The sequence below is a fragment of the Microbacterium sp. Leaf320 genome, assembly GCF_001423485.1.
Taxonomy (GTDB): domain Bacteria; phylum Actinomycetota; class Actinomycetes; order Actinomycetales; family Microbacteriaceae; genus Microbacterium.
This window is the reverse complement of the sequence record NZ_LMOD01000003.1, coordinates 720491-738300: the sequence shown is the minus strand read 5'-3', so window position 1 is coordinate 738300 and position 17810 is coordinate 720491. Positions and strand designations below refer to the sequence as shown.

Below are 17810 nucleotides of genomic sequence, written 5' to 3'. Positions count from 1 at the left end.
AATAGATAAGGGTGGGTGTCTCGCCATGGCGAGACACCCACCCTTGTGGCGTGGTGAGGCTTAGACCGTGCGGCGGCGGATCACCGTGATCACCATGGACGCTGCACCGGCCAGGATCAGGGCACCACCGCCGATGATCCAGGGCAATGGGACGTCGCCACCGGTCCAGGCGAGGTTCCCGGTGGAGGGTGGCGTCACCGGGGTGCTCGGCGTTTCCGGGTCGACCGGCGTCCCCCCTTCACCGATGGTGATCGTGTACTCCTGGGTATCGTCCCCGACCGCGTTGGACGCGGTCACCGTGAACGGGAACGTGCCCGTCTGAGTGGGGGTACCCGAGATGATCCCGGTGGCCGGGTCAAGGGTGAGCCCATCCGGCAGCGTCCCACTGGTCACCGCGAAGGTGATCGGACCAGTACCCGTCGCATCCACCTGCTGGCTGTAGGCCGTACCCTGGGTGCCGTCGGGGAGAGTCAACGTCGTGATGACGGGCCGCTCACGAATCACCACCGTGTACYCCTGCGTGTCAGACCCACCTGCATTCGTCGCCGTGACAGTGAACGTGAAGGTTCCCGCCGTCGTCGGAGTTCCCGAAACAACACCCGTCGCCGGATCGATCGTCAGCCCTGAGGGGAGCGCGCCGGCGGTGACGGCGAAAGTGATCGGACCAGTGCCGGTCGCCACCACAGGCGAGGCATACGCGTCCGCCACAATCCCATCAGGGAGCGTCAACGTCGTAATCACCGGCGGTGTGACAGGCACCACCGTCGCGAACACAACACGGGTGGAAGCAGGAGGGGTTGTCCCGGTGCCGTCCTGGGCCGCCTTGAGAGGATCGAACGCATGATCGTCGCCGGTTTCCTGCTNCTGCTGCCGGCATCCTGAGGCCAGTGCCGGTCGCCACCACAGGCGAGGCATACGCGTCCGCCACAATCCCATCAGGGAGCGTCAACGTCGTAATCACCGGCGGTGTGACAGGCACCACCGTCGCGAACACAACACGGGTGGAAGCAGGAGGGGTTGTCCCGGTGCCGTCCTGGGTAGTTTGCGTGAACGTGACGCCGGGTGGCCCAGGGACGACGGTCGCTGTCGGAGACGAAGATTGTCCTGGTACGGATCCCGAGCCGACCGTCGGGATACCCACTCCTTCAATGGTGAGGGTTCCCGGTGAGAAGATCGGGGAGAATCCGCGTCCGCCGCTGCCGATGCCGGCACCGGTGCCGTATCCGGTCGCGGTGATGTCGCCACCAGTAAGAACGACTGTGCCTCCGTTTCCGAGGGCTCCTCCTCCGATCCCTGCCGCGTCTGGGTTTCCTCCGGTCGCGGTCACTGTGCCACCGTTGATGGTCACTGTTCCACCGGCGGCGTTGGCTCCGCCGCCGATCCCGGCGCCGCCGAGGCTGCCCGTGGCGGTCACGGTGCCGCCGTTGATGGTGATGCTGCCGCCGGCGCCTGATTCACCGCCGCCGATGCCCGCTCCTGCGTTCGTGGAGGATGCGGTCACCGTGCCGCCGTTGATGGTGACGATGCCGCCGGCGCCGTTGAGGGCGCCGCCGATCCCGGCGGAGTTATTGCTGCCGGTGGCCTCAATGGTGCCACCGTTGATCGTAATGGTCCCGGCATCCGGGTTGAGGTCGTCTCCGCCGATGCCACCATCCCCGGACACCGAGAGGGACCCTCCGCCTGTCGCGTCGATGATGAGGGTTTCGCCCACGCTGACGCCGATCCCTGCACGGTTGACCCCGTTCTGGGGAATGTCGAGGGCACGACCGTTCAAGTCGAGGGTCAGACTCGTCCCCGCCGGGACATCGAGAAATCCTGTCGGGGGTGCGGTGATGTCAGCTCCGAGGCAGATTCCCGCGCCGGACGCGGGGGCGGTCTGGAACGCGTTCTCCAACTCCGCCCACGTATTCACCGTCACGGTGCAGACGACCGCGGATGCGGGAGCTGCCGCNCATGAAGGCGCCGATGCGCTGGAACTCGGGGAGTCAGCGGTGATGTCAGCTCCGAGGCAGATCCCCGCGCCGGACGCGGGGGCGGTCTGGAACGCGTTCTCCAACTCCGCCCACGTATTCACCGTCACGGTGCAGACGACCGCGGATGCGGGAGCTGCCGCGATCCCACTCGCCAACATCGCGGCCAGACTGGTGATGAGTACGGCCGCAGCGGTGTTCCGTCGCGGCCTCGAAGCGTGGCTTGTGGTCCTCACGGGTTTCCTCTCAAGGGTTAGGATCGCTGTCACTCTCGCGCCGAGCACGCATGCCGATCCTTAGAGATAGACGAGGCAGCACCCCAAATCAGACGCTACGCGTCCGANTCTCAAGGGTTAGGATCGCTGTCACTCTCGCGCCGAGCACGCATGCCGATCCTTAGAGATAGACGAGGCAGCACCCCAAATCAGACGCTACGCGTCCGATTATCCACCTCCGCAGCAACTTCGTCTCGACTCATTCTGAAATTCACGGTTCCGAGAACACAAACTGGCCCCGACGTGACAAACGCGTACTTCGAGTCACCTCGCTTGTATGTCCGCCGTTCGGGAAACACCAACCGGTAGCAGCAGGACATCCGTTAGGCAGCTGCACGAGCTCCGACACAAACACCATCGCAGTGACCAACCCCAGCTCGCCGAGTGGTCCCGTGCCTGGTGAGTGGCCGGCTCTGGGAAGGGGGGCGGAGGGGGGAGGCCTCCGCCCCGTCGACCGGGTATGTCGACCGCGCACCCCCTGGGGAGAGGACACGCGACCCGCAGAACGCGGGATTCACTCCAAACAGACGAGAGCGACACTCGAATCTGTCGCTCGCCCCCACGCTGGCCCCGCGTGCACAACGGGAAGCACGTGCAGCGGACGCGTATCCCTCGAGGGGGGGAGAGCAGCGTCAGCGCCGCCCGTACCACCACCGAAACCGAGGGGAGTTCACCGAGCTCAATGACAGCAATGCGCTCGGACACGGCAGGCGCGGTTTCCGGACGCTCCATGTTGGACGCATCGCTCAGCCTCTGGCTGATAGAGCGGACTGCCGCGGCTGTGGGTTGTCCCACCAGCCGGGCATGAATGTACCGGGTCCCGGTACCACGCACCGCGATCCGAAGGTCTTCGACCGCCGCCGCATAATCGGCGCGGGTCGCCCCGTCGGGGAGTTCCCACCGCTCCATGTCGAACTGTCGAGGATCCGGTTCAAACCCAGCCGACCCAAGCTCGTTCTCGGCCGCCGACATGACCACCGCATCCTGCTCTGGTCTGCCCGATGGTGGGGTGCCCTGTCCCCCACAGGATTGGGAGGGCACCCCCAGGCGTGACGTATCTGACGTCGGCCTGTGGCCGCCTCTGACCAGTGCGAGCAAGAGAACGGCCCCCGCACGTTAGCAGCCGCCCCGCCTCCTGCCGAGGGCTGGGCGGGTACCGTCCGCTCACAGCGGACGCCACCTGGTTGCTGCGAGGGCAAGGCGGCGAGTTCGGCGTCCCGGAGCTACTGCTGAAGTTCAGTGACGGCAGTGAACGCCTGTTCGATGTCGGTCCACCGGCCGGGGAGAGAGGGTGTCGTGCGGGAAGTGCTGCGGAGGCTCCTGGGGGGGCGGCGGGTCCGAGTCAGGGGGTGAGGGGTGGTCCCGCCGGTGCGGGTTTTGAGGGCGAAGACGTGGCGTCAGCCGAGGTAGTTGGATCGCGAATTGGGGTGTATGCGGGACCAAGCCCGGAAGACCGCGGAGTGGCGGCGGTAGCTCTCGATCGCGGTGTTAACGTCGCCGGTGCCGGCTTCGGCGTAGTCGCGTTCCGCGTCTTCGCGGCGTCTTTGCGGCGGCCGGGTTGGGGCTGTGGGCAGGGAAGCAGGTGGACATCCTTGTGTTGCTTCGGTGCCTCCTGAATGAGCGCAGATCGGATCGTGCGTCGACTCTCCTCCACCAGGTGCGCGAGGACATCTCGTATGTCCGCAGAATCCGATTCATACATTGACGCGGCAGCGCTCGTGAGGACCCGCGTCCACATCCGCGTCATTGACTTCGTTCGCGAGAACCCTGGTGCCCACGTCGCTGACATTCTGGAGGGAACAGCGATCTCTCGGGGAACACTTGGCCGCGTCCTTCGGGTTCTCGCCGAGCTCAACGTGCTTGTTGTTGATCTACCGTTCGACAAACGAAGCAGCGCCCGCCGGTTCCGGTACACCCTCAATGAAGCCCGCATCGACGACCTTCTCGCTGCGCTCCCGTCGCGCAGATCACCTGCACGGCGACGTACTCCGTGACGCAGGCCGATCTGAACGCCGGCACGATCCGAAACATGGCGACGGCGGGTGGCAACACCCCCGGCGGGGACCCGTTCACCTCCGACCCGTCTGTCGTGACTGTCCAGACTCCGGGGACTCCGCTCGCCGTCACCGGTTGGGAAGTCGCAACCTGGGTCGTGATCACCGGACTGGCGCTGCTGGTCGGTGGGGGAGTCCTGCTCCTGGTCCGTCGCCGACGGACTGCAGATTCCGTCGGCCAAATGACTGACTGACCGCACAGTGCTGTCTCGACGCGCCTTGACGGCGCGCACGATCTCGTCGAAGACCTCACTCTTCGCCGCGAGAAACTCGCAGTCCTCGGCAGTGCGTCCCTTGTTCTGTGGATCTACCACGCCGAACCGGGCACCCCGTCTGCCGACGCCATGGTGCTGCTCTCGACGCTCATCTGATGAGTCGCTGAAGACGATCGTTCGCAGCGGCGTGCCGTCGTCGAGGACGCGCAGGCGTTGCCAGGAAAACCTACCCGAGTGGCTCCGCTCCGCCTACCGTCTCGCTCTCTCGGCGGGCAGCGCTGCCAGGAGCGCCACGTCGGCAACGCGCCGGAGCTCATCTTCTCCGGCGCCGTCGCGAGCCAGGGAGGACATGCCCATCAGCACGGAGTGGACGTAGGAGGAGAGCGCCTCGGCATTGAGAGCGTCGTCGTCGGCGACCTCCCGCAGCCGCGTCGCGGTGATCTCCCGGTTGTGCTCGCGGTTGGCTGCGAGCTCGGGAGAGCTGTTGACGAGGCAGCCCCGGGGGTGATCGTCGCTGACGTACTCGCGCGCGGCGCTGTCGAGCATCTTCTCCAGCACCTCCCGAGGGGTCGTGCCTGTCGTTCCGGCTGTGGTCACCGATTCGGGGCTGGCCTCGTATCGAGCGACCGCCTCTTCGAAGAGGGTGCGCTTGTCGCCGAATGCCGCATAGAGGCTCGGGGCCGAGATGCCGAGTCGTGCAGTGAGGTCTGCGACGGATGTCTCGGCGTATCCGCGCTCCCAGAACACTCGCATCGCAGTGTCCAGCGCCTGCTCTCTGTCGAAACTCCGCGGCCGTCCCATGACTCGATTCTATAGTGCTTGTTACAGATGTGCTATCGTTTTGTATCGATCGCTACAGAATGGCGTGGATCAACGCCGCGAAAGGACATCATGACCACCACCGCAGAGATCACCGGAGCGTTCCTCGAGCGACTCGGAGCGCAGGATGCTGAAGGACTGGGTGCGCTGTTCGCCGAGGATATCGACTGGATCGTGCCCGGCGACCCCGACCTTACTCCGTGGGCCGGCCGCCGCACGCACCGGAGCGAGGTTCCTGCCCACTTCCGCGACCTGTGGTCCGCCCTCGTCCCCGGCAAGAGCGTCGTCTCCGTCACCGCTGTCGTCACCGAGGGGGACGAGGCCGTGATCTTCGCCGTGTTCGATCACGTCGCCGCTCCCACCGGACGCCCCTTCCACACCGACGTCGCCCTCCGTCTGACGGTCGTCGACGGCGCCGTCACCCGGATGCACCTGTTCGAGGACACCGCCGCAACGGCCGCCGCCTTCGCCTGATCGGGTGATCGACGGGGTTGCCGGCGATCCTGTCGGCCGCCCCGTGCGGGCTCGGTGGCCCCATGCGGGCCCACTGGCCCATGCGTCGCCCCGAGCCGATGGCCGAGCTGGGGGCGAATCCCCACGCCCAGCCGAGGCTTACACCGAGAGGGTGTCGATGTGTCGCTGCAGCACCCGGTCGGCCTGGCCGGCCGGATCGTCTGAGGTGTTCCACAGCAGGTGGAGCGCAAGTCCATCGAGCAAGGCGTGTAGTCGTGCCGTCTCGAGATCGGCATCGAGAGCCGGGTCTGTCACTCCCGCCTCTGAGAGCTGTCGCAGCACGGACGAGCACACTCGGCGGACGCCGTCGTGAAGGTCGGCCGCGCTTCCCCTCAGGCTCTCGTCGGTGAGGGCGAGCCGGCTCAGCTGCAGCTGCACGATGAGCTCCGTGCGTCGTGTGTCGTCGAGGGGGAGCAGTTCCCGCATCCACTGCATCGCTCTCTCGCGACCTTCTCCCGTGACGGCGCGCAGGCGGGCTGCGACGGAGTGTCGGATGCGGTCGAAGCAGAACCGGCGGAGGGCGTCCTGCGTCGGGAACGCGCGTCGGAGCGACGCCGTGGCGATCTCCGCCTCCTCCGCGACCTTGCGCACCGACAACCCGGCGATGCCATCGCGCACCAGTACGCGGAAGGCCGCCGCCCCGATCTCGTCGTTGCGGTCGTCGTGGTCGATGAGACGGGGCATGACCTCATTCTCGTGCAGTGACGGGTGCCCGCTTGGGCCAGATCGAGTAGCTGACGGCCCACAGCAGATCTATCGCCACGATCACGCCGAGGATCGGGAAGAAACCGAGCAGCTCGGCGGTGCGCGCCGCGTCGCCGACGAGAGCGATGAGGCCCCCGAGGAGCCCCGCTGCGATCGCGGCGGCCAGCATCGTCCTCGCGACGTCCTTCCAGCAGGCGATCGTGTATGCAGAGCCGAACAGACGCGGTCGAGGCGCCGCCCCACGAAAGCGCGCGGCGAACTTCGCGTCCGCCCATGCGACCATCCGATGGCCGTATGCGACCGAGATGCCGATGTAGAGAGCGGCCAGACCGTGGTGCCACGAGGCCGTTCCCCCGCTCATGAGATCGAGAGCGACGAGCGCCAGCAGCACCAGGTCGATGATCGGCGCCGCGAGCAGCAGCATCCGGCCCAGTCTCGGGCGGTCGAAGGCGTAGCGGGCGATGAGGCCGGCTGCGATCGCGATCCAGAAGCCCACCTCGCACGCGATGATCGCAGCAAGGATCATGGACGGTCCTCTCGGTCGACGGTCCGATTATGCTAGCACGTGCGTGCTACCAAAATCCCCCTCAGCCCTGCCGTAGCGTGGATTCCATGGACATCCCCTCGATGATCATCGGTGCCTCGATCGTCTCGATCGGCTGGATCGCCTTCTGGCCGTGGGCGCAGCTCAAGCGGCTGCGCGAGCTGGAGTCGAACGCGGAAGCCCCCGATCCTGGTGCTTCCGCGTAGAGGGGGTCACCTCCCTGCTCGCGGAGTGGCGCCGTCGTCGATCCGGAGCGCGCGGCGCCAGCGATGCTGGCCGTGGCTGGTCAGGCCGTAGAAGACGGGCAGGATCAGGAAGACGACCGACGCCACCAGCGGGTGCACGAGCATTCCGGCCGCTCCTGCGGCGAGGTACAGGACGACCCCGATGAGGGCGCGGGGGCGCTCCCTTGCGAAGTAGAGCTCGTCGACCTCGTCATGGGTGAGGTCGGGATGACGCGCCAAGTAGGCGAAGAACACCAGCCAGGCCGTGCACAGCAGCGCGCCGACGATCGCATAGAGCGCGACCGCCACGCGTTCGTCGTCGAGGTTGCCCGTCCGAGCGGTCTCGGCGATCACCGCCGTCGGCCAGGGTATGAGGGCCAGCGCGGCGAGCAGTCCGAGGTTCGCCCACTGCAGCCCGACGTCCATCTCCTTGATCCGGAGAAAGGCCGCCTTGTGGTTCATCCAGATCACCGCGAGGTAGACGTATGACGCGGCATACGCCAGGTACGTCGGCCACTCCTCGAGCAGCCCCCGTAGCAGACCGCCGGGCTCGGTCTCGGGTGGCCTGAGGTCGAGGACGAGGAGGGTGATGACGATCGCGATGATCGCATCGCTGAATGCCACGGCGCGCCCAGGGCTCGCTCGTTCCGCCGAGTTCCGGCGCCGTCTCGGACTCCCACGACTCTCTGATGTCATCGTCCTGCCGCCTTCCTCGGTATCCGGGTATGAAGGCGGCAATCGTGCGCGTCTGAGGTCGGTCCACTCAGGGCCTTCCCAGAGCCGGAGGAAGAGAGGACAATGCCCGCGGCACGGGGTCAGGCAGCGCCGTCGGACTCCGGTCGTGTCGGCGGCTGGGCGGCGATGAGCTTCATGAAGATCGTCAGCAGTCCGAGGGCATCTCGAGACGGGTCGAGCAGCGCCTGAATGCGCAGGCCGTCGACCATGGCGAGGACGAGGGTGATCTTCTCGTCTGCCGTCAGGAGTTCGTCCTCTTTGGTGGGGAGGGGCCCGTCCGTGAAGCGGGACCGCATGCGCTCGCGGCGCCCGAGGAGGAAGTCGTGCGCCGGATGCTCCGGGTTCGTGGCGGCCACCGTGAGCGCCATCCAGTTGCGCTGGAAGTCGGGGTGCGCGAATTCGTCGGCGAGCACGGCGCTCAGGATCTGCTCGCCGGGCACGTGCGCCGTCATGATCCGAGCGGCGAGGTCTTCCTCGTGCTCCTCGCGCTGGGCGAGGGCGGCGGGCAGCAGTTCCTCCTTGCCGGAGAAATGTCGAAGCAGTGCGGCGTGGGTGAGGCCGGCGCGGCTGGCGATGTCGCGCAGTGACGCCCGTTCGTAGCCGTGTTCGGCGAAGCTCGCGAGAGCGGCTTCAGCGATCTCGGCGCGTCTCGCCGGGGTGGTCGCGCTCGGTCCTCGGCGGCGTGGGGCGGGCTCGGCGGTCGGCGGTGACGTCATATCCTCACCCTCTCACTTTTGCCTTCTGTTACCAAAGTGGTTACTATCGCTCAGGATCGACAATCGGTTGCCAAACGGATTTAGATCACATCTCGCGACGACGCCCACTGATGGGCGCCGCGGATCACTGAACGATGAAGGAGTCCAGGTGACCAAGAGTGAATTCGACCGCAGCGACACGATCGACTCGATCGCCGCGGCGCAGCCGGTAGGCGGCAATACGCCAGACAGCACGCCCGTCGAAGGCACCGCCGTCGGCGCGGAGCCGACCGCGCGAGTGAGCGGCGGATACATCTTCTGGCTGATGCTGGCCAACTTCGGTGCGTCCATCGCGATGATGGTCCCGCTGGCCTACGGCCTCGCACTGCGCATCACCGAGCTCGCCCCCGGGCACGAAGAGGTGCTCGGCTACGTCACCGGCACCGCGCAGCTCATCTTCCTCGTGCTCAGCCCGATGATCGGCATCTGGAGCGACCGCACCCGGTCGCGCTTCGGGCGTCGCACCCCGTTCCTGTTCCTCGGCGCCGCACTCGGCATCGTCGGGGCCGTCATCATCGGCTTCGCCCCCAACCTGCTGCTGGTCGGTGCGGGGTGGGTCGTCGCGATGACCGGTTGGTCGACCGCCGGCGCGGCGATCCAGACCCTCCAGGCCGACAAGCTTCCCGAGGAGCAGCGCGGCAAGGTCTCGGCCCTCACCGGTCTGATGACGCAGGTCGCGCCGGTGCTCGGCATCGGAATCGCCTACGCCGTGTCGTACAGCACCTTCCTGGTGTTCTTCGTCCCCGCCGTGATCGGCGTCGTACTGCTCGTCCTGCTGCCGACCTTCAAGAAGGAGGGAAGCTCGAAGGACCTGGTCGTCGACTCGTCGGTGACGCTCAAGAAGGTCATCGCCGGCTACGGCTTCAACGCCCGCAAGTACCCGGACTTCGCGTGGAACTGGGTCGGCCGCATGGTGTTCTTCATCGGCCTGTACTTCAACACGACCTTCGGCACGTTCTTTTACGCCCAGCGTCTCGACCTGCCGGTCCGCGAAGTCGCGGGTGTCGTCGCCACCGTCGGGATGCTCGGAGTCGTCGCTGCTGCCGGTGGCGCGCTGCTCGGTGGATTCCTGTCCGACAAGCTCAAGCGCCGTCGGCTTTTCGTGCTCGCGGCCGCCTTCATCTTCATCGGGGGAGCGCTCGCCGAGGCGTTCGCATGGTCGCTGCCCCAGCTCATCGTGGGGGCGGTGCTCATGCAGCTCGCGATCGCCGTGTTCGCCACCGTCGACCAGGCCATCGTGTACGCGATCATTCCCGACCGCGCCGAGTCCGGCCGCTACATGGCCGTCGTGGCGTTCGCCCAGAAGATCCCCAGCGCGATCGCCCCGCTGATCGCTCCGCTGATCATCACGATCGGGGCCGTGGGCGCCGAGAAGAACTACACGCTGCTCTACCTGATCGGCGCGGTGTTCGCCCTCATCGGCGGTCTGATCATCATGTTCAAGGTCAAGGGAGTGCGTTGAGATGACGCTCACATCGAACCCGGCATCCGTGCCCACCGCGCCCTACGATCTGCGGATCGACAGCGGCGGCGACGAGTTCACCGTCTCTGAGGGCGCGCCGCGGCTGTCGTTCACCGTTCCGATGGGGGCGGGTGCGGAGACCGGGTTCGAGATCGAGGCGATCGTCGACGGCGAACGTCAGCCCTCAGCGTCCCTCGAGACCGGCGCGCACCTCTTCATCGAGTGGCCGTGGCTCGCGCTGTCCAGCGGTCAGCGGGTGCGATGGCGGGCGCGCGCCGTGAGCGGCGACACAGTCTCGGAATGGTCGGACTGGTCATCCTTCGAGTGCGGACTGCTGGACGCGGACTGGACCGCCGAGTGGATCAGCCCGGTCGAGCACGATGAGCCCGGATACGGCGCGCGGGGTGCTCACACGCTCGCTCACACCTTCGAGACCGGTGGCATCGCCTCGGCGCGGCTGTACTCGACTGCTCTCGGCGTCTACGACGCTCGCATCAACGGCGAGCGTGTCGGCACGGCCGAGCTGTCGCCGGGGTCGACCTCGTACGACCGCACCCTCTACTCCCAGGCTGCCGACGTGACGCGGTTGCTGGCCGACGGCACGAACTCGCTCGAGATCGAGCTCTCCGACGGCTGGTACCGCGGGCAGGTCGGGGCGTTCCGTCTGCCGGCCGGGTGGGGCACCACTCTCGCAGCGCGAGCTGAACTGCACCTCGAGCTCTCCGACGGCTCGCGACAGGTGATCCGCACCGACGGAGACTGGACCAGCGCTCGGTCCAGAGTGATCCGCGCCGACCTGATGGATGGGCAGACGACCGACTTCCGTGCGGATGCCGGGTCTGCGGAAGCCGTGATCGTCGGCGCGGTCGAAGGTCCGCCGATCTCCTGGTCGCCGGCTCCGCCCGTCCGGGTCGTCGAGACGCGCGACGCGGTGAACGCGAACCGCCTCGCGGACGACACCTGGGTGCTCGACTTCGGTCAGAACGCCTCGGGCTGGCTGCGGCTCACCGATCTCGGTCCGGCGGGAACGCGCACGGCGATCGACTACGGCGAGTACGTCGGGCCTGACGGTGATGTGAGCACCGCACACCTCGATTCCACCAAGCCGGGAGAGCCCGACGTCGTCTTCGTGCAGCACGACGAAGTGGTCTCGGACGGAGGGGGCGCGGTCTTCGAGCCACGTCATACGGTTCACGGCTTCCAGTTCGTCAGGATCACGCGTCAGGGTGCTCCGTTCGAACCGGCGTCCGCGCAGATGCAGGTCGTGCAGACGGATCTGCGTCGCACCGCATCGTTCGAGTCGAGTGATCCCGACCTCAACCGGCTGCACGAGATCGCCGACTGGAGTTTCCGCGGCAATGCGGTGGATGTGCCGACCGACTGCCCGACCCGTGAGCGTCTGGCGTGGACGGGCGACTACCAGGTGTTCGCGCCGACCGCCGCGCGCCTGTACGACGTGCTCGGCTTCACCCGCAAGTGGCTGCAGTCGGTGCGGGACGATCAGCTCGACGACGGGCGTATCGCGAACTTCTCGCCCGACGGCCGTCGCATCAAGCACAAGCTCGACGACCAGTTCGCCATGATGACGGGCTCCTCCGGGTGGGGTGACGCGATCACCTTCGTGCCGTGGGAGATGTACTCCGCATACGGCGACGTTCGAGTTCTCGAAGAGAACTGGGACGCGATGGTGCGGTGGGTGGAGTGGGAGCTCGGGGCCGCCCGTGCGAATCGGCATCATTCTCGCGTCGAGCGCTCTGCCGACCCGCAGCCGCACGAGGAGCATCTGTGGGACGGCACATTCCACTGGGGCGAGTGGACCGAGCCCGTCGCGAAGGCGGAGGACGGGTCTCGACTCGACCCGATCAAGACGAACCCCATGGCCTGGTTCATGGCCGACAAGGGAGAGGTGGGCACCGCCTACCTGTATCGCTCCACTCAGATCCTCGCGGATGCCGCGGCCGTGCTCGGCCGAACGGGCGAATCGGCGAAGTATGCCGCGATCGCCGAGCGCGTGCTCGACGCGTGGCGGGCAGAGTTCGTCACGGATGACGGGCGTACGGTGCAGGACACTCAGGCCGCCTATGTGCGGGCACTCTCGTTCGGTCTCATCCCGGAATCGCTTCGCCCCACCGCTGCGGAGCGCCTCGTCGAACTCATCCGCGACGCCGATACCCATCTCGGCACCGGATTCCTCTCGACGGGAGACCTGCTGCCGGTGCTCGCCGACAGCGGGCATGCGGATGTCGCCTATGACCTGCTCTTCCAGCGGAGCGCACCCTCATGGATGTACATGATCGACAGGGGTGCGACGACGGTCTGGGAAGACTGGGAAGGCATCGACGGCGAAGGTGTCGCCCATGAGTCACTGAACCACTACAGCAAGGGCGCGGTCATCCGCTTCCTGCATACCCACACGCTCGGCCTCCGTCAGGATCCGGGGTCGATCGCCTGGGAGTCGTTCACGATCGCGCCGCTCCCGGGCGGCGGGGTCACGTGGGCGAAGGGACACCTCGACAGCCCTCAGGGGCGGATCCGGGTGGAGTGGCGCATCGAGGGGGACGAGCTGGTGGTCGAGGCGGACATCCCGGCAGGGAGTCGCGCGACCGTGGTCTTCCCCGACGGGACGACGCGAGCGGCCGGACCCGGTTCCTTCTCGGGCACGGGCGGTCGCGCCGGGGCTCGCTGAGGGCGCGGATCAGTCGTCGTGTGTCGCCGCGGCCTGCAGCTGTCGATTGATCGCCCGCAGGCCGACGGCGAGCGATTCCAGCTCGTCGATCGTCAGCCCGTCGAGGATGTCCGCGCCCATCTCGGGGCGAGCCGCCATGATCTTCCCGATCACGTCTCGCCCGAGAGGTGTGGGGATCAAGCGTCGCACGCGCTGGTCGACGGCATCCGTGAGCCGTTCGACGAGCCCCTGGTCGACGAGCCGCTCGACGAGCTTCGACATCGTGGCGAGTGACACCTCGAACGACGACGCGAGGCCACTGATCGTGCTGCGATCCGACACGACGGTGGATGTCAGCACCTTGAGCTGCTGGATCGTCAGCTGCGTGCTCAGCAGGGAGCCGATCATGCGGGGGAGTGAGCGCACCGAGACCGCCAGGGTGAGGGCATCGATGTTCTCCAGTGCCTCCGCACGCCTCCGGTCATCGCTCACACCTGTACCGTAACGCGCTCTGGGGGTATTCCCAGCGACATTTACTTAGCTTCAAGCTAACCTTCTGACAAGGAACCGATCCGGGGTCGTGTCGGGCTCAGGTGAACGGCGTCCCCGGTTCGCGTCGACCTGTGCCCGCGCCCCGGCGACAGGAGGACGGAACCATGGCGGACGACGCACACGGCATCGAGGATGAGACCCAGCATCTCCGGGCGCTGCGAGAGAAGTACGCGCAGGAGCGGGAGCGGCGGGTCCGCCCCGACGGAGCGACCCAGTATCGATCGGCTCTCGGCGAATACGGCTACTACGCGAAGGATCCGTACACGCCGAGGCTCGACCGGGAGCCGCTGCGAGACCGTGTCGAGGCGCTCGTGATCGGAGCGGGTTTCGGCGGGCTGCTCACCGGCGCGGGGCTGCGTGATGCGGGGATCGCATCCGTGCGGCTCATGGACGAGGCGGGTGACGTCGGGGGAACCTGGTACTGGAACCGATACCCCGGCATCCACTGCGACATCGAATCGTACGTCTACATGCCGCTCCTCGAAGAGACCGGCTACATCCCGAGCACGAGGTACGCGCCGGGCGAAGAGATCCGTCAGCACGCCGTGCGCATCGCGGAGCACTACGACCTCTACCGCGACTTCGTCGGGCATACGCGGGCGACAGGGCTCACGTGGGACGAGGAGGCCGCGGAGTGGGTCGTCGAGACTGACCGCGGCGACGTGTTCCGCGCTCGCTACGTGATCACCTCCTCGGGCACGCTCACGCAGCCGAAGCTCCCCGGCATCCCGGGGATCGAGCGCTTCACCGGGCACACCTTCCACACCAGCCGCTGGGACTACGCCTACACGGGCGGATCGGCGGACGGCGGGCTGACGAAGCTCGCCGACAAGCGGGTCGCCGTGGTGGGCACGGGGGCGACGGGGCTGCAGGTGATCCCGCACCTCGCCGAGCATGCACGCGAACTCCTGGTGTTCCAGCGCACGCCTTCGACCGTCGACGTGCGCGACAACCGCCCGACGGATCCGGAGTGGGTGGCGACGCTCTCTCCCGGGTGGCAGCGCGAGCGGATGGACAACTTCCTCGAGGTGCTGGCCGGTGAGCCCGTCGAGTCCCTCGTGGACGACGGGTGGACCTCGACGCACCGGCTGCAGCGGAGCATCCTCTCGGGAAGTGTCGACGGCTCTGTGCCGGACGAGGACCGCCTCCTGCGCGAGGAGCTCGACGACGCGGCGAAGATGGATGCGCTGCGCACCCGGGTCGACGAGATCGTCGACGACGCGTCTACCGCGGCCGCGCTCAAGCCCTGGTACCGGTACATGTGCAAGCGGCCGGGGTTCAGCGACCTCTATCTGCAGGCGTTCAACCGGTCGAACGTCACTCTCGTCGACACGGCGGACACCCACGGCATCACCGCACTCACCGAGACATCGATCGTCGTCGGCGAGGCGGAGTACGAGGTGGACTGCCTCATCTTCGCCACCGGATTCGACGTCGGGGTCTCAGGGGTGGTGTCGGGCACCCTGCCCGTGTCCGGGCGGGGAGGGCGTGCGCTTCTCGAGGCCTGGGGGCTGGGGCCGCGGACGCTGCACGGATTCACCACCCACGGGTTCCCCAACCTGTTCCAGCTCGGCCCGATGCAGAACGCGAACTCGGTGAACTTCGTGCACATCCTGCAGGAGCAGGCGCTGCACATCACCGCGGTGATCGAGCGGGCCGAGCGGGTCGGCGCTCGCCGCATCGAGCCGACCGCCGAGGCCGAGGACGCCTGGTGCCGCACGGTCGTGGAGACCTCGAGAGATGTATCGGAGTTCCAGGCCCAGTGCACGCCCGGCTATTACAACGGAGAGGGTTCGCGCACGATCGGCGGGCTCACATACTCGCCGGGACCGGTCGCCTTCCATCGCCTGCTGCGCGAGTGGCGTGAGGGAGACATGGCCGAACTGCTCGTCGTCGATGATGCGGACGAACGCATGCGCGAGTCGTCGGAGATCGGAGTCTCGGCATGAGGCCGGCGCTGGCGACCGCGGTAGGTGCGATCGGGGTGGTGGCTCTGCTGGTCGGCTGCGCGCCCGCCTCTTCGGATGCGTCGCAGACCGACGCTCCATCGGACGGGCCCGCTGCGGAACAGATCTCGGACGAGCTGCTCCAGGTGACCGAGCCTCACGAGCTCACCGGCGGGACGCTGCTCGAGGGGCCGACTTTCCACGAAGACGGTTCGCTCTTCCTGGTCGACGTGATGGCTCCCGCCGGGGAGGCCAAGGTGCTGAGTGTCGACGTGGCGGAGCGCACGGTCGATCAGGTCTTCACCGACGAGACGAGTGCGTTCACCTCGGCGCAGTTCCACCCGAGTGACGGCCGCCTGTACCTCACCGACTTCCTCGGCGGTGGTGTCATGAGCATCACGGCTGAGGGAGAAGACCCGCAGGTGCACTTCTCGGGCGACGTCGACGGCATCGCGATGCTGCCCGACGACATCGCGTTCCATCCCGACGGCACGATGTTCGTGACCGACACCCGCGGCATGGACGCACCAGGATGGGAGACCCCGGGGCGTGTGGTGAGAATCGGCACCGACGGGCAGGCGTCGACCCTCGCGGGCGACCTTCCCTCCCCGAACGGCATCGTCTTCGACGAGGAGGATGCGGGGCTCTGGGTCGCGCAGTACAACGCGAACCGGATCGACTACTTCGCCCTCGACGAGACGCGCACCCGGGTCGTCTCGGCGTATCCCGCGATCCACGTCGACGGCGGGATCGGACGCATCGACTCGACCGCGGTCGACGCCGAGGGGAACATCTATCAGATGTTCCACGAGAAGGCCGAGATCGTGGTCTTCGCCAAGACCGGTGAGCAGATCGGCACGATCCGCGTGCCGGGTGAGGGGCTGGAGTCGGCGACCAACATCGCCATCGCACCCGGCACGACCGACGGATACCTCGTCGTCAGCGGGCCGGCGGGCGGGTTCGTGCACACCTTCGAGGCCTACGGGGAGGGCATCCGTCAGTCCAACGGCGGGTGAAGCCACCCGCGGGAGTCTCGGCGGGCGAAGGGCGCCCGCCGAGACCTGTGCTTGGGGACTCCTCGACGTATCGGCTAGTATTCTGAAATTACTAGTTGACTCAGAATTGGAGCATCGATGCCCACGTTCCCGAAGAACTTCCTCTGGGGTGCGGCCAGCGCGCCGCACCAGGTGGAGGGCAACAACGTCAACAGTGACTTCTGGATGCAGGAGGCGCACATGACCGGGGCCGATCGCAGCGGCGACGCGCTGGACAGCTACAACCGCTTCCCCGAGGACATCGCTCTCGTCGCCGACTCGGGCTTGGACACCTATCGGTTCGGGATCGAATGGGCCCGCATCGAGCCGGCTCCGGGCCAGTTCTCGCGTGTGCAGCTCGCTCACTACCGGCGAATGATCGACACGGCGTTGGCGGCAGGAGTGCGGCCCTTCGTCACGCTGCATCACTTCACCTCGCCGCGCTGGTTCGCCGAAGAGGGAGGATGGCGCTCGCCGCAGGCCATCGACAGATTCCGTGCGTACGTCGAGGTCGCGGCGACGATCCTCGACGGTGTGGAATGGGTCTGCACGATCAACGAGCCGAACATGCTCGCGATCATGGTGGGCGAGGCCGAGGCGGCTCTGGATCCGGATTCCGAGACCGAGTGGCTCAGCCCGACGCTCGAAGCCGACACCCCGCGCCCGGTCAAGCCTGCGCCGTCGGAGGAGATCGGTCGACGCCTCATCGAGGCGCACCACGCCGCGCGAGAGATCCTTCGCGCGCGCACCGATGCCCGCATCGGGTGGTCGGTCGCCAACCGTGCGTTCGAGACGCGTCCCGGGGCCGAAGAGGTGCGGCGCCGATTGGAGCATGTCTGGGAAGACCTGTATCTGGAAGCTGCGGTGGACGACGACTACATCGGCGTACAGGCGTACTCGGCTCAGTGGGTCGGTCTCGACGGGATCGAGCCGCACCCCGTGCGCCCCGACAACACGCTGGTGCGCACGGCTTACCGTCCGGATGCCCTCGGGATCGCAGTGCGCCACACGGCTGAGGTGCTCCCGCAGGTGCCGGTCGTCGTCACGGAGAACGGCATCGCCACGTCCGACGACGCGCGCAGGATCGCCTACACCGACGCGGCCCTCGGCTCCCTCGCGGAGGCCATGGACGACGGCGTCGATGTTCGCGGCTACATCCACTGGAGCCTTCTCGACAACTACGAGTGGGGTCACTGGGATCCGACCTTCGGCCTCGTCGCCGTGGATCGGGAGACCTTCGAGCGTCATCCCAAGCCCAGCCTGCGGTGGCTCGGGAATGTCGCGAGGCGGAACCGTGGGGGAAGCGGCGACGGCGCGGTGTGAGCCGGGCTCGCAGTGGTCG

Annotated in this window: 17 protein-coding genes and 1 pseudogene; 10 read left to right on the top strand and 8 right to left on the bottom strand. The window is 67.2% G+C overall.

Annotated features, from left to right (window positions below; translation table 11 throughout):
* Positions 1-60 precede the first annotated feature (60 nt).
* The gene (locus ASF63_RS19660; RefSeq protein ID WP_414843730.1) at positions 61-741 is read right to left on the bottom strand and encodes a putative Ig domain-containing protein; all 681 of its coding nucleotides are present in this window, start codon (positions 739-741) and stop codon (positions 61-63) included.
* A 123-nt stretch (positions 742-864) separates the two neighbouring features.
* A pseudogene (locus tag ASF63_RS19655) lies at positions 865-1663 on the bottom strand (hypothetical protein); the annotation flags it as partial.
* A 289-nt stretch (positions 1664-1952) separates the two neighbouring features.
* On the opposite strand from ASF63_RS19655, the gene ASF63_RS19085 reads away from it, so the two are divergent.
* The 3 genes from ASF63_RS19085 to ASF63_RS13510 form a co-directional block, all read left to right on the top strand.
* On the top strand, positions 1953-2270 hold a 318-nt coding region (locus ASF63_RS19085), incomplete at its 5' end, for a hypothetical protein (protein ID WP_235560793.1).
* 1591 nt (positions 2271-3861) lie between these two features.
* Positions 3862-4239 (top strand): MarR family transcriptional regulator, encoded by a 378-nt coding sequence (locus ASF63_RS19650; protein WP_414843727.1) that lies wholly within the window; start codon positions 3862-3864, stop codon positions 4237-4239.
* Positions 4236-4493, top strand: a complete 258-nt coding sequence (locus ASF63_RS13510) for an LPXTG cell wall anchor domain-containing protein (protein WP_056514807.1) — start codon at positions 4236-4238, stop codon at positions 4491-4493. Before ASF63_RS19650 ends, ASF63_RS13510 begins: the two co-directional genes overlap by 4 nt.
* Before the next feature lie 270 nt (positions 4494-4763).
* On the opposite strand, the gene ASF63_RS13505 is transcribed toward ASF63_RS13510, so the two are convergent.
* Positions 4764-5315 carry a TetR/AcrR family transcriptional regulator gene (locus ASF63_RS13505; protein ID WP_200934020.1) on the bottom strand — a complete coding sequence of 184 codons (552 nt, stop codon included), beginning with the start codon at positions 5313-5315 and terminating at the stop codon, positions 4764-4766.
* Between the two features lie 90 nt (positions 5316-5405).
* Here ASF63_RS13505 and ASF63_RS13500 point away from each other — a divergent pair, with 90 nt between their 5' ends.
* On the top strand, positions 5406-5807 hold the full coding sequence (locus tag ASF63_RS13500; protein ID WP_056514804.1) for a nuclear transport factor 2 family protein: 402 nt from the start codon (positions 5406-5408) through the stop codon (positions 5805-5807).
* Between the two features lie 138 nt (positions 5808-5945).
* Here the strand turns inward: ASF63_RS13500 and ASF63_RS13495 are convergent, their stop codons facing one another.
* Together ASF63_RS13495 and ASF63_RS13490 are read right to left on the bottom strand one after the other, a co-directional pair.
* Positions 5946-6530 (bottom strand): TetR/AcrR family transcriptional regulator, encoded by a 585-nt coding sequence (locus ASF63_RS13495; RefSeq protein WP_056514802.1) that lies wholly within the window; start codon positions 6528-6530, stop codon positions 5946-5948.
* A 4-nt stretch (positions 6531-6534) separates the two neighbouring features.
* Positions 6535-7077 (bottom strand): hypothetical protein, encoded by a 543-nt coding sequence (locus tag ASF63_RS13490; RefSeq protein WP_056514799.1) that lies wholly within the window; start codon positions 7075-7077, stop codon positions 6535-6537.
* An 86-nt stretch (positions 7078-7163) separates the two neighbouring features.
* Between ASF63_RS13490 and ASF63_RS19080 the strand changes: the two genes are divergently transcribed.
* The gene (locus ASF63_RS19080; RefSeq protein ID WP_157534336.1) at positions 7164-7301 is read left to right on the top strand and encodes a hypothetical protein; all 138 of its coding nucleotides are present in this window, start codon (positions 7164-7166) and stop codon (positions 7299-7301) included.
* Positions 7302-7307: 6 nt separating this feature from the next.
* Here ASF63_RS19080 and ASF63_RS13485 read toward each other — a convergent pair whose 3' ends face one another.
* Both ASF63_RS13485 and ASF63_RS13480 read right to left on the bottom strand, forming a co-directional pair.
* Complete coding sequence (locus tag ASF63_RS13485) at positions 7308-7943, bottom strand: TMEM175 family protein (RefSeq protein WP_235560792.1); 636 nt, start codon at positions 7941-7943, stop codon at positions 7308-7310.
* A gap of 191 nt (positions 7944-8134) precedes the next feature.
* Complete coding sequence (locus tag ASF63_RS13480; RefSeq protein ID WP_056514793.1) at positions 8135-8770, bottom strand: TetR/AcrR family transcriptional regulator; 636 nt, start codon at positions 8768-8770, stop codon at positions 8135-8137.
* Positions 8771-8918: 148 nt separating this feature from the next.
* Here ASF63_RS13480 and ASF63_RS13475 point away from each other — a divergent pair, with 148 nt between their 5' ends.
* Together ASF63_RS13475 and ASF63_RS13470 are read left to right on the top strand one after the other, a co-directional pair.
* Positions 8919-10271 (top strand): MFS transporter, encoded by a 1353-nt coding sequence (locus ASF63_RS13475; protein ID WP_056514790.1) that lies wholly within the window; start codon positions 8919-8921, stop codon positions 10269-10271.
* 1 nt (position 10272) lies between these two features.
* Positions 10273-12957, top strand: coding sequence for a family 78 glycoside hydrolase catalytic domain (locus tag ASF63_RS13470; RefSeq protein WP_056514787.1), 2685 nt, complete (start codon positions 10273-10275; stop codon positions 12955-12957).
* A gap of 9 nt (positions 12958-12966) precedes the next feature.
* Here the strand turns inward: ASF63_RS13470 and ASF63_RS13465 are convergent, their stop codons facing one another.
* Complete coding sequence (locus tag ASF63_RS13465) at positions 12967-13428, bottom strand: MarR family transcriptional regulator (protein ID WP_056514783.1); 462 nt, start codon at positions 13426-13428, stop codon at positions 12967-12969.
* Between the two features lie 164 nt (positions 13429-13592).
* On the opposite strand from ASF63_RS13465, the gene ASF63_RS13460 reads away from it, so the two are divergent.
* From ASF63_RS13460 to ASF63_RS13450, 3 genes are all read left to right on the top strand, one after another.
* Positions 13593-15437, top strand: coding sequence for a flavin-containing monooxygenase (locus ASF63_RS13460; protein ID WP_056514781.1), 1845 nt, complete (start codon positions 13593-13595; stop codon positions 15435-15437).
* Positions 15434-16450: an SMP-30/gluconolactonase/LRE family protein gene (locus ASF63_RS13455; RefSeq protein ID WP_056514778.1), complete on the top strand. Its 1017-nt coding sequence runs from the start codon at positions 15434-15436 to the stop codon at positions 16448-16450. Before ASF63_RS13460 ends, ASF63_RS13455 begins: the two co-directional genes overlap by 4 nt.
* 117 nt (positions 16451-16567) lie before the next feature.
* Positions 16568-17791 carry a family 1 glycosylhydrolase gene (locus tag ASF63_RS13450; RefSeq protein ID WP_056514775.1) on the top strand — a complete coding sequence of 408 codons (1224 nt, stop codon included), beginning with the start codon at positions 16568-16570 and terminating at the stop codon, positions 17789-17791.
* Positions 17792-17810: the final 19 nt, after the last annotated feature.